The 12,220-nt window shown below is 61.8% G+C and carries 9 protein-coding genes and 1 pseudogene; 5 read left to right on the top strand and 5 right to left on the bottom strand.

The genetic code is table 11. The features are described from left to right. The first annotated feature begins 14 nt into the window (after positions 1-14). Genes BN32_RS14880 through BN32_RS14890 form a run of 3 tightly spaced genes read left to right on the top strand, consistent with a single transcriptional unit; the run spans position 15 to position 3,243 of the window. Entirely contained in the window at positions 15-941 is a 927-nt protein-coding gene (locus BN32_RS14880; protein ID WP_019199540.1) for a polyprenyl synthetase family protein, read from the top strand. A 12-nt stretch (positions 942-953) separates the two neighbouring features. Further along, a complete protein-coding gene (locus BN32_RS14885; RefSeq protein ID WP_019199539.1) occupies positions 954-1,631 on the top strand; it encodes a DUF1345 domain-containing protein in 678 nt (225 codons plus the stop codon). A 7-nt stretch (positions 1,632-1,638) separates the two neighbouring features. Next, complete coding sequence (locus BN32_RS14890; protein WP_019199538.1) at positions 1,639-3,243, top strand: Na+/H+ antiporter; 1,605 nt, start codon at positions 1,639-1,641, stop codon at positions 3,241-3,243. Positions 3,244-3,264: 21 nt separating this feature from the next. Here BN32_RS14890 and ispG read toward each other — a convergent pair whose 3' ends face one another. From ispG to BN32_RS14905, 3 genes are read right to left on the bottom strand one after another with little or no spacing between them, the layout of a single operon-like run. Beyond that, positions 3,265-4,554 (bottom strand): flavodoxin-dependent (E)-4-hydroxy-3-methylbut-2-enyl-diphosphate synthase, encoded by a 1,290-nt coding sequence (gene ispG / locus BN32_RS14895; protein WP_019199537.1) that lies wholly within the window; start codon positions 4,552-4,554, stop codon positions 3,265-3,267. A 21-nt stretch (positions 4,555-4,575) separates the two neighbouring features. Then, positions 4,576-5,526, bottom strand: a complete 951-nt coding sequence (locus tag BN32_RS14900; RefSeq protein WP_019199536.1) for a DMT family transporter — start codon at positions 5,524-5,526, stop codon at positions 4,576-4,578. A gap of 40 nt (positions 5,527-5,566) precedes the next feature. Next, positions 5,567-6,058 (bottom strand): Fur family transcriptional regulator, encoded by a 492-nt coding sequence (locus tag BN32_RS14905; protein WP_019199535.1) that lies wholly within the window; start codon positions 6,056-6,058, stop codon positions 5,567-5,569. A 189-nt stretch (positions 6,059-6,247) separates the two neighbouring features. On the opposite strand from BN32_RS14905, the gene BN32_RS14910 reads away from it, so the two are divergent. Next, on the top strand, positions 6,248-7,354 hold the full coding sequence (locus tag BN32_RS14910) for a patatin-like phospholipase family protein (protein ID WP_019199533.1): 1,107 nt from the start codon (positions 6,248-6,250) through the stop codon (positions 7,352-7,354). Positions 7,355-7,537: 183 nt separating this feature from the next. Here BN32_RS14910 and pcaF read toward each other — a convergent pair whose 3' ends face one another. Further along, positions 7,538-8,746, bottom strand: coding sequence for a 3-oxoadipyl-CoA thiolase (gene pcaF / locus BN32_RS14915; RefSeq protein ID WP_019199531.1), 1,209 nt, complete (start codon positions 8,744-8,746; stop codon positions 7,538-7,540). 207 nt (positions 8,747-8,953) lie between these two features. Here pcaF and mutS point away from each other — a divergent pair. Next, positions 8,954-11,687 (top strand): annotated as a pseudogene (gene mutS / locus BN32_RS14925) (DNA mismatch repair protein MutS). Between the two features lie 5 nt (positions 11,688-11,692). On the opposite strand, the gene BN32_RS14930 reads toward mutS, so the two are convergent. Beyond that, positions 11,693-12,205, bottom strand: coding sequence for an OsmC family protein (locus BN32_RS14930; RefSeq protein ID WP_019199528.1), 513 nt, complete (start codon positions 12,203-12,205; stop codon positions 11,693-11,695). Positions 12,206-12,220: the final 15 nt, after the last annotated feature.

The raw sequence follows: 12,220 nt of genomic DNA on the forward strand, positions 1-12,220 counted from the left end.
GTTTGGAGCTTTTGATGACCACCGGCACTTCACCACAGGATTTCATGAAACGGCTCGACGCCACGGCGGCCGATACCGAGGCGCTGTTGACGCGCCTCTTGTCTGACAAACCACTGGACGGCGAGATCGTGCGCCCGCACCGGCTGATGGAGGCGATGCGCTATTCGAGCCTCAATGGCGGCAAGCGGCTACGTCCGTTTCTGGTGGTGGAAAGTGCTGCCGTGTTCGGCGTTCCGCGCGATGCCGCACTGATGGCCGGCGCCGCATTGGAATGCATCCATTGCTATTCGCTGATCCATGACGACCTCCCGTCGATGGACAACAGCGATCTGCGGCGCGGACGGCCGACCTCGCACAAGAAGTTCGACGACGCCACCGCGATCCTCGCGGGCGACGGACTTCTCACCATCGCCTTCGACATCATCACCCGCGACGATGTTCACAAGGACCCGACAGTGCGCCTGTTGCTGACCCGGGCGCTTGTACGCGCCGCCGGTGTCGGCGGCATGGTAGGCGGGCAAATCATGGATCTCGCCGGCGAAGGCCGTTTCGGCGATCCCGAGCCGCCCGATGTCGCCAAGCTGCAGCAGATGAAGACCGGTGCACTGCTCAAGTACGGCTGCATCGCGGGCGCGCTCCTCGGCCAAGCGCCGCAGGATCAGTACGCCGCGCTCGATGCCTATGGTCACGCGCTCGGAGAAGCCTTCCAGATCGCCGATGATCTTCTGGACGTCGAAGGCGACGCTGCGGCGCTTGGCAAGCCTGCCGGACAGGATGCGGCTGCGGGCAAAACCACGTTCGTCACGCTCCTGGGGATTGACGGTGCCAAGGCTCGCGTGCGCGATCTCCTGAAGCACGCAGATGCTGCGCTCGCGCCATTCGGTGCGAAGGGCGATGTGCTGCGCGCGACCTCACGTTTCGTCGCCGAGCGGCAAAGCTAGAGAGGCACCAGAATGCCGGGCAAGAAGGACGGCGATCCGTATCTTCTTCGCCTGAAAGGCATGCCGAAGCCGCTGCGTATCGTGCTGTCCCGGCCGCGCACTTTTATTGCATTCGCAATCGGGCTGGCCTCGTTGCTGTTTCTGCCGTCCTCATGGCGTCTCGCGACGCGCCTGCTTGTGGCATGGGATATCTTCATCGCGATCTACATGACGCTGGCCTATGTGACAGTGTTCTCATGCGGCACAGACGACATTCGCCGCCAGGCCGCACGGCAGGACGACGGGCGCTTCTTCATTCTTGTCATGACCGGCCTCGGCGCGTTCGCGAGCATCGCAGCCATCGTCATGGAACTTGCCATCAAGCCCCAGCAAGCCCCTCAGCTTGCGCTCGCAGTCGTGACTATCATGCTGTCATGGGCGGCGATTCACACGACGTTCGCCCTGCACTATGCGCACGATTACTATCGCGGCGCCAAGGCCAGCGGGCTTTCTTTCCCCGGCGGCGGTGAACCGGATTATTGGGACTTCATCTACTTCTCGTTCGTGATCGGCATGACGGCACAGGTGTCTGATGTCGGCGTCACCGACAAAATCATCCGCCGGACCGCCACCGCCCACGGCGTGATCTCCTTCATCTTCAATACCGCGCTGGTGGCCCTGATGGTCAATATCGCGGCCAGCGCGATATGATCCCGTCATGGTAGCGACGTTCCTGACCTTCCTTCTTGTGCTCACTGCGCTGGGAGCTTCTGCGACCGTCGCAAAACGTCTCTCGGTCGCGCCGGCCATCGTGTTCCTGATCGTCGGAATCATCCTGGCATTTCTGCCGGGATTTCCGCGCATCGAGATGAAGCCGGAAGGCGTTCTGCTGCTAGTGCTTCCGCCGCTGATCTATTCCGCCGGCGTATCGATGAGCTGGCGTGAATTCAAAGCCAACCTTCGTCCTATCAGCCTGCTGGCGATCGGCTGCGTGATTTTTACGACCGTGATGGTCGCTGCGGCTGCGCACTATGCGCTCGGGTTACCCTGGGGCGTCGGGTTCGTACTTGGTGCGATCGTGTCGCCGCCGGATGTGGTGGCGCCGCTCGCCATCGCCAGGCGGTTGAAGCTGCCACATCGAATTCTCGTCATTCTCGAAGGCGAAGGACTGGCGAACGACGCTACCGCGCTGATCCTGTACCGCTTCGCGGTGCTTGCCGTCTCGACCGGGACATTCTCGCTGGCTCCCGCAACGGGAACCTTCATCGCCATTATCGTGTGCGAGATCGCCTTCGGCATCGTGGTTGGCTGGCTCAGCCTGCGATTGCGGCAATGGGCACACGATCCGCGCGTCGAGATTTCACTATCGCTGCTGACACCATACCTTGCATTCTGGGTCCCGGAGCATTTTCACGGATCGGGCGTGATCGCTACCGTCGTGACCGGCCTCTATGTGAGCTGGAATGGCCCGCTGCTGATTTCATCGAAAACCAGGTTGCAGGGCATCTTTTTCTGGGACTTCGTGATCTGGCTGATCGAGGGCGTACTGTTCCTGATGATCGGATTCCAGCTCCGGCTCCTGATGGAAAAATCGAAGGCGCTTCCGATTGAAATCCTCACCGCCGTCGCGATCGTCTCCGCGATCGTCATCGTGGCACGATTCCTGTGGGTCTTTCCCGGCACCTATCTGCCGCGCCTCCTCAGCAAAAGAATCGCAGCGCGTGACGCAAAGCCGCCATGGCGATACGTCGCGGTCATCGGCTTCACCGGAATCCGCGGCGTGGTGTCGCTCGCCGTCGCGCTGGCGTTGCCGCTGACATTGCCGAACGGACAGGACTTCCCTCACCGCGACCTCATCCTGCTCGTGACCTTCGGCGTGATCATCGTCACGCTGATCGGCATTGGGTTGACGCTTCCGTTACTGGTGAGGCTGCTTGGCCTGTCCGATCATGGGCATCTTGAGGCCATTCGCGAACGGGAAGCCGAGATTTCAGCGCGGCGAGAAATTCTCGAATCGGCGCGCGGTTCGCTGGACCAGATTATCAAGGATCGCAACCTGCCCGAAGGGCTTGCCAGATTTCTCGAAGCTCGCCACGAAACGCGCATGCGCGCGCTGCCCGAACCACCGAGGGAAGAAGGTCAGTTCACGCCCGCGACGCAGGGCGCTTCGCTGGTGCGTGAGATCATCACAATCGAGCGGACGTGTCTTCACAGGCTGTTGCGCGAGGGAAAGATCACCGACGAAACGCGTCGGCGCATCGAGCGCGATCTCGATCTTGAGGAAGCTGTTGTCGACAACCGGGAGAAGAACGGCCCGCTGTAATTGCGGACAGTCTTGTGCGCATTATTCCGCTGCAGTCACCGCCGGAGCTTTGGCTCCAGCACTGCCGTAACGCTGTTCGATATAGTCGATCACCAGCGCCTTGAAGTCAGTCGCGATGGTCGGTCCGCGCAGCGTGCGAAATTTCTGGCCGTCGACGAACACCGGCGCTGCAGGTGTTTCGCCCGTTCCCGGCAGCGAGATGCCGATGTCGGCATGCTTGGACTCGCCGGGTCCGTTGACGATGCAACCCATCACCGCGACGTTGAGCTGCTCGACACCGGGATAGCGCGTCTTCCAGCTCGGCATTTCATCGCGGATGAAGCTCTGGATGTCGCGCGCCAGTTCCTGGAACACTGTCGATGTCGTGCGGCCGCAGCCGGGGCATGCCGCCACCAACGGCACGAAGGTGCGGAAGCCCATAGTCTGGAGAATTTCCTGACCGACCTTCACTTCGACGGTGCGGTCGCCACCGGGCTCCGGTGTCAGCGAGACACGGATGGTGTCGCCGATGCCGTCCTGCAGGAGAATACCGAGCGCCGCGCTTGAGGCGACGATGCCCTTCGAGCCCATGCCGGCTTCGGTGAGACCAAGATGGATCGCGTAATCGGAGCGCGCAGCGAGTTCGCGATAGACCGCGATCAGATCCTGCACGTTCGACACTTTCGCCGAAAGAATCATGCGATTTTTCGGCAGACCGATTTCCTCGGCGCGCGCCGCCGACAACAGCGCCGACTGAACCATGGCTTCGCGCGTTACCGCGCGGGCGTCGATCGGATCTGGCGACTTCGCATTCTCTTCCATCAGCTTCGTCAGCAATTCCTGATCGAGTGAACCCCAGTTCGCACCGATGCGGATGGTCTTGCCGTGCTTGAGAGCCATTTCGACGATGTCAGTGAACTGCGTGTCACGCTTGTTCTTGAAACCGACATTGCCAGGATTGATGCGGTACTTCGACAGTGCTGCGGCGCAGGCCGGATGATCGGCGAGCAGTTTGTGGCCGATGTAGTGAAAGTCGCCGATCAGCGGCACGTCGATGCCGAGTTTGTCGAGCTTCTCCCGGATATGGGGAACGGCAGCAGCGGCTTCGTCGCGGTCCACGGTGATGCGGACCATCTCGGAGCCCGCGCGCGCAAGCGCTGCAACCTGCGTGACGGTGCCTTCGATGTCCGCGGTATCGGTATTGGTCATCGACTGCACCACAATCGGTGCACCGCCTCCGACCTTGACGTTGCCGACCGTTACCTGAACCGTCCGATGGCGCCCCTTGGGGCCGGCCTGGATTTCCTTGGTCCGCTCTTTCAGATCGCTCACGTCAGAATCTCTTTTTTGCGTTCAAGTATCAGGTTTCGCCGGAAGCAGGGGATTCCCTGCCGGCTCGCCGGAGCGGTTTACCAGATATAGGCCCGCCATGACCAGAAGGGCAGCCCCCGCAAAGGCCAATGTCAGGGTGTCATGCATCACGAAATAGCCCCCAATGACGCCAAACAGGGGCGTCATAAAGGTAAATGACGATAGTTTGCTGGCTGAATAGGTCTTTATGAGAAAGACCCAGATCAGGAATGTCGTCCCAACAATCCAGACCGTTTGGTAGGCCATCAGCGCCCAGGCAGCCGGTCCCGGCATATGGGTGATGCTCTCGCCGGAGACAATCGCCCCAAGCGCCAGAATCGGGATTGAAACAGCTACCTGATAGGCCAGCGTCTTTTCGGCAGGCGCCTGCAGAAGCCGGGTCGCCTTTACCACCAGCGTGGTCACAGCCCACAGAATGCCGCCACCCATCACCAGGATGTCACCCAGAATGACCTTGGCATCCACGGACGGCTGCGGCACGCCGATGGCCAGAGCCACGCCTGCGAACGACAGCGCAAGACCGCCCCATTGCAGCCGGCTCAACTCCTCGCCGAGAAATCGCTTCGAGCCGAGCGCAACGACAAACGGCGCGACGTAGAGAAACACCACCGCGCGGGAGGCCGTGGTGTAGAGCAGCCCGCGATAGATCAGGATGAATTCGACCCCGAAGAAAAGCCCGGCGACCAAGCCCGCGCCCAGTGTGCCGTCACGCCGGAACAGCGTCACGCCGCGCAGCCACGCCACCGTCATGATGATGATTAATCCACCGCTCGAACGGATCGTGGCCTGCAACAGCGGCGGAATATCGGGAAGAGCCAGTTTGACCGCAATCTGATTGAAGCCCCAGCTCAGGCACAACATCACCATCAGGACGATCGCCGTCGCGTTCAGCGGTCGCCCCGCTGCCGCAATCTTCAAGCTGTCTGACGACATGGCCCCCCGTGCCCGGCTTTCCGCCGTGTTGTTGTTCGGCCTATGCGGCGCGCTGACAGTGTGCGCAGGTGCCAGTGATTTCCACCACCGACAATTTCGGCGCGAACCCCGTTCCGCGCGCAGCCTCGTTGAAACTCTGCGCCAGAGGTGCAGCCGGAATTTCGCCCACCGATCCGCAGGTCTCGCAAATCAGAAACGCCACAACCGCCGTCTCATCGTGATTATGAGCGCAGGCCAGAAACGCGTTACGGCTTTCGATGCGGTGGACCAGACCGTTGTCCATCAGAAAATCCAGCGCGCGGTAGACGGTAATCGGCGCCGGACGCGGCATTGTCTTGGCAAGTTCGTCGATCACTTCATAGGCACCGAGCGGCCGATGGCTCGACAGCAACGCACTCAAAACCTGCCGCCGGATCGGCGTGAACTTTTGACCCCTGCCCTTGCAGACCTTTTCGGCATGCAAAAAGGCGTCCTCGGCGCAGCGGCCGTGGTCATGATCTGGGGCAGGGAAAATTGGCTTCGCTTGTTTCATTCGATCAACATGTAGTGCGGTTATCGTGATTCCGCTCATAATTTCAGCGGCGTAGGCCGTCAGAGTATTTTGCGATGCAATACTTTCTATTGCATCGCATCATAAAAGTCCCAAATCACCTGTCTACAACGGATCGAACCGATCCTCAGGCGACCGAATTGTTGCCTCATTTCAGAGAGGAAGAAGCTCATGGCGACCACTCTCAAAACCTATCTCGACAATCTGACGCCATGGAGTTTTTCCGGCACACGCAAGCCGAGTGCGGCCAGGAAGATCAATCTGGCGCTTCAGGGTGGGGGATCGCACGGGGCCTTCACCTGGGGGGTCCTTGATCATTTCCTTGCCGACGGGCGGCTGGAGATCACCGGCATTTCCGGCGCGTCCGCCGGCGCCATGAATGCCGTGATGCTCGCCGACGGGCTCACCCGCGGCGGCCCTGAGGAGGCGCGCAAACGGCTGGCGGCATTCTGGCGCGCAACCAGCACCGGCGGGGATCTGCCGCCGATCCAGCGCGCGATGACCGACCGGATGTTTTCGATGATGCCGTTTGCGGCCTCGCCGATACAGAACTGGTTCGAGACGATGGCGCATTATTTTTCGCCCTACGAGCTCAATCCCCTCAATATCAATCCGCTGAACCAGCTCATAGAACGCTTCGTCGATTTCAATGCGCTACGCGCCAACACCGATCTCGCGCTTTATATCTCGGCCACCAACGTCCACACAGGGCGGCTGCGCATTTTCGCGAATGAAAAAATCACCGCCGACGTGGTGATGGCGTCGGCCGCGCTACCGTTCATGTTTCGCGCCGTCGAAATCGACGGCGTGCCTTACTGGGACGGCGGCTACATGGGCAACCCCGCGATCTTCCCATTCCTGCAGGCGACTGAGGCGGAGGACGTCGTGGTTGTGCAGATCAATCCTGTGTCGCGCACCACCACGCCGAAAACCTCCGGGGAGATCATCAACCGGCTCAATGAAATCACCTTCAATTCGGCACTGATTTCCGAATTGCGCACGATGGATTTCGTCAATCAGTTGATCGACGATGGACGATTGCCGCGCGGTACAGGCAAGGATCAGTACCGCAGGCTCAACATCCACCGCATCGATCTCGGCGGCCTCGGCACTCGCCTCGCCGCCTCCAGCAAGATGAAGACAGACTACGAGTTTTTCGAAGTGCTGCACCGGGCCGGCAAGCGGGCAGCCAAGAAGTTCCTCGACATCCATTTTGACGACATCGGCCACCGCAGCACGATCGATCTCGCCGCGGAATCCGGAGTGGAATGGGCATGACGATCTAACGTACCGATAATCGTGACGCTCTGTGCGATCCCGCTGGCGATGATGATCGGATCGACCAAGGCGGCGCTGCGCCAGCAGTCGCAGAACGCCGGTCATTCTGCAGTGATGGACTGACGCGCCCAAAAGAATGGGAGGCCGAAGCCTCCCATTCTCGTTCGCAGAACTAACGAGAACTCAGTTCAGCTTCTCGATCACCATCGCGGCGCCCTGCCCGACGCCGACGCACATGGTCGCGATGGCAAGCTTGCCGCCCCGCTTTTCCATGCCATGAACCGCGGTCAGTGCAAGGCGCGCGCCACTCATGCCGAGCGGATGGCCGAGCGCGATAGCGCCGCCATGCGGATTGACGAAATCGGCATCTTCCTTGACGCCGAGCTGACGCAGCACCGCAATACCCTGCGAGGCGAACGCCTCATTAAGCTCGATCAGATCGATGTCGGTGATCTTGAGGCCGAGGCGCTCCAGCAGCTTGCGCACCGCCGGCACCGGCCCGATGCCCATGACGCGCGGCGCGACGCCTGCGGACGCAAACCCGAGGATCTTTGCGCGTGGCGTTAGTCCGTGCTTCTTCACGGCTTCTTCCGATGCGAGAATCAACGCGGCCGCGCCATCGTTGACGCCGGACGCATTGCCCGCCGTCACCGTGCCGGGATTGCGCACGATCGGCTTGAGCTTGGCCAGTCCTTCAAGCGTGGTTTCCGGGCGCGGATGCTCATCTTTGTCCACGATGGTGGGACCAGCCCTGCCGCCGGGCACCGTGACCGGGGTGATTTCCTCGGCGAAGTATCCGGCTTCAATAGCTTTGCCTGCGCGCTGCTGCGAGCGGATCGCGAAGGCGTCCTGATCCGCACGCGAGATCTGATAATCTTCGGCGACGTTCTCGCCGGTCTCAGGCATCGCATCGACGCCGTACTGCTGCTTCATGAGCGGATTGACAAAACGCCAGCCGATCGTCGTGTCGTAAGTTTCCACCGTGCGCTGAAAGGCTTCCGTTGCCTTGCCGGTGACAAACGGCGCGCGCGTCATGGATTCGACGCCGCCCGCCAGGGCGAAATCCATCTCGCCGGCGCGGATCGCGCGCGCAACGCCACCCACCGCATCCAGACCCGATGCGCAGAGCCGATTGACCGTCATGCCAGGCACCGTGTCCGGCAACCCGGCCAGCAACAGCGCCATGCGCGCCACGTTGCGGTTGTCTTCCCCGGCCTGATTGGCGCAACCGTAAGACACTTCTTCGAGCGCAGACCAGTCGGCCTTCGTATTGCGCGCCATCAAAGCCTTGATCGGCACCGCGGCCAGATCGTCCGCGCGCACCTTGGCCAGCGACCCACCGAAACGGCCAATTGGCGTCCGCACTGCATCACAAATGAAAACATCACGCATGGTCGTTCTCCCTGAAATTCACTCGGACTTGATGGCGTCCGCCTCGGCTGCCGCGAGTTTTAGGAAGCACTGCGCGGAACGTCAAATGATCGATGGCCGGAACAGCCTCGCCACCCGGCAGGGCGGCCATGCACTTGCCCTTTCAAGGCGTGGAAAACGCACCATGCAATTCCACCTGGCGAAAGAACTTTGCTAGTGTCCGCCGCCATGACCATCCATTCCACGCCACCCGCATCGTCAAACGCCGAAATCGCCTCCCCGGAGGCCGTCGGACGCGTCACGCCGATGATGGAACAGTACCTGGAGATCAAGGCGGCCAATCCGGGGCTGTTGCTGTTCTACCGGATGGGCGATTTCTACGAGCTGTTCTTCGAGGATGCGGAAACTGCATCGCGGGCGCTCGGCATCACCTTGACCAAGCGTGGCAAGCACATGGGCGAGGATATCCCGATGTGCGGCGTGCCGGTGGAGCGCTCCGACGATTACCTGCACCGGTTGATCGCACTGGGTCATCGCGTCGCGGTCTGTGAGCAGACCGAGAATCCTGCCGAGGCGCGCAAACGCGGCAACAAGAGCGTGGTGCGGCGCGACGTGGTGCGACTGGTGACACCGGGCACGCTCACAGAAGACACGCTACTTGACGCCAAGGCCAACAACTACCTGCTTGCGATTGCGCGCGCCCGTGCGTCATCGGCGGCCGGTGATCGGATCGGGCTGGCCTGGATCGATATTTCAACGGCAGAGTTCAGCGTCACCGAATGCGGTGCTGCTGAACTCGGCGCGACGCTGGCGCGCATCAATCCGAATGAAGTGATCGTCACCGACGCGCTCTATTCCGATCCGGAATTGTCGTCGCTGTTTCGCACGCTCGCCGCCGTGACACCGGTGACGCGGGACATCTTCGATGCCGCCACCGCCGAACGTCGCCTGTGCGACTATTTTCGCCGTGGCGACCATGGATGGTTTCGGCGCGATGTCGCGGCTGGAAGCCGCCGCCGCCGCCGCCGCCGTGACTTACGTGGATCGCACGCAGGTCGGCAAGCATCTGCCGCTGTCGCCGCCGGCCCGCGAGGCCGCCGGCACCACCATGGCGATCGATCCCGCCACCCGCGCCAATCTCGAACTGACCCGCACGCTGGCGGGCGAGCGGCGCGGATCACTGCTCGACGCCATTGACTGCACGGTAACCGCTGCCGGGTCGCGGCTGCTCGCACAACGTCTTTCCGCACCGCTAACCGACAGCGCGACTATTTCCCATCGGCTCGACGCCACGACAATGTTTGCGAACGATAGCGCCGCACGGGACGATTTGCGCGGCATCTTGCGTGCCGCGCCAGACATTTCACGCGCGCTGGCGCGGCTATCGGTCGGACGTGGCGGTCCGCGCGATCTCGCTGCCCTGCGCGACGGCATTGTCGCTGCCGACAAGATTCTGGACCGGCTGTCGCGAATCGAGAAACTCCCGCGTGACATTTCACTGGCGACTGAAGCATTGCGCCGTCCGTCCCGCGACCTCGCGCAGGAATTTTCACGCGGCCTGGCGGATGAATTGCCGCTGTTCAAGCGCGACGGCGGCTTCGTGCGCGCCGGTTATGAAGCCGCGCTGGACGAGACCCGCAACCTTCGCGATGCCTCGCGGCTGGTGGTCGCCGCGATGCAGGCGCGCTACGCCGACGACACCGGGATCAAAGGTCTCAAGATCCGCCATAACAACGTGCTGGGTTATTTTGTCGAAGTCACCGCGCAGCATGGCGACAAGCTGATGACTGCGCCGCTGAACGCGACCTTCATTCATCGCCAGACACTTGCGGGGCAGGTGCGCTTCACCACGACTGAACTGGGCGAAATCGAGGCGAAGATCGCCAATGCTGGCGACCGCGCCCTCGGCCTTGAACTCGAAATCTTCGACAGACTGTGTGCGCAGGCCGTGGCCGCAGGCGACGATTTGCGCGCCGCGGCGCATGCCTTTGCGCTGCTCGATGTCACAGCCGCGCTTGCGAAACTTGCGGTCGACGAGAATTACACACGGCCTGTGGTCGACAATTCGCTGAAATTCTCCATCGAAGGCGGACGCCATCCGGTGGTCGAACAATCGCTGAAGCGTGAGGGTCAACCCTTCATCGCCAATGCCTGCGATCTGTCGCCCGGACCAGCGCAGGCGTCCGGACAGATCTGGCTGCTGACCGGTCCGAACATGGCCGGCAAGTCGACGTTCCTGCGACAGAACGCGCTGATCGCGCTGATGGCGCAGATCGGCAGCTTCGTGCCTGCGAAGCTCGCGCATATCGGCATCGTCGACCGGCTGTTCTCCCGCGTCGGCGCCGCCGATGATCTCGCGCGCGGACGTTCGACCTTCATGGTCGAAATGGTGGAGACGGCGGCGATCCTCAATCAGGCCGGGGAGCGTGCGCTGGTGATTCTGGATGAGATCGGCCGCGGCACTTCGACGTTTGACGGATTGTCGATCGCATGGGCCTCGATCGAGCATCTGCACGAAAGCAACCGATGCCGCGCGCTGTTCGCAACGCATTATCATGAACTGACCGCGCTGTCGGCAAACCTGCCGCGCCTGTTCAACGCCACAGTGCGCGTCAAGGAATGGCAAGGCGACGTGGTCTTCCTGCACGAAGTTCTGCCGGGTTCGGCGGATCGCTCCTACGGTATTCAGGTCGCGAAGCTCGCAGGGCTTCCGGCAGCCGTGGTGGCGCGCGCAAAATCGGTATTGGCGAAGCTCGAAGCGCAGGACCGCAGCACCACGGCGCGCGCACTGATGGACGACCTGCCGCTGTTCGCGGTGCCATCACGCGCAGCCGCCGAACCGCAGCCGCCGAGCGCAGCCGATCAGGTTGCCGAGGCGCTCAATGCGCTGCATCCCGATGAGATGTCGCCGCGCGAGGCGCTGGACGCGCTCTATGCGCTGAAGGCGAAGCTGCCGAAATAGCGGCGTCAGATCCGATTGATCGACACGCTCGTCTTCGGGCCGTTCTTGATGGTCTGATAGACCACACAATAGCGCTCGGTCAGCTTTAGCAATTGATCGAGCTTGTCCTGCGGCGCGTCGGTGTCGACATCAAATCGAAGGCGAATTTCTGCAAAACCAACCGCCGCTTCCTTGTCGACGCCGAGGGTGCCGCGAAAATCGAGATCGCCTTCGGCGCTGATGTTGCCGGACTTCAGCGGCGCGTCGATGGCGGTCGCGACCGATTTCAGCGTGACACCGGCGCAGGCCACCAGTGCTTCGAGCAGCATATCGCCCGAGCACAGTTCCAGCCCGGAGCCGCCGGTTGCCGGATGGAGTCCGGCGATAGCAGTAGCCGCCTTGCCGGTTTCGACCTTGCAGGACAGCCCTTCGCTATCGAGCGAGCCCTTCGCCTTCAATGTGATGAACGCGGCCTTGGGGTCGGACTTGTAGCGATCCTTGATCGGCGCCTGCATGGCGCGGAGTGCAGTCGAATCCATGTTCTTGTTCTCCGT

Origin of the sequence: Afipia birgiae 34632 (assembly GCF_000308295.2) — a bacterium.
GTDB classification, from domain to species: Bacteria; Pseudomonadota; Alphaproteobacteria; order Rhizobiales; family Xanthobacteraceae; genus Afipia; species Afipia birgiae.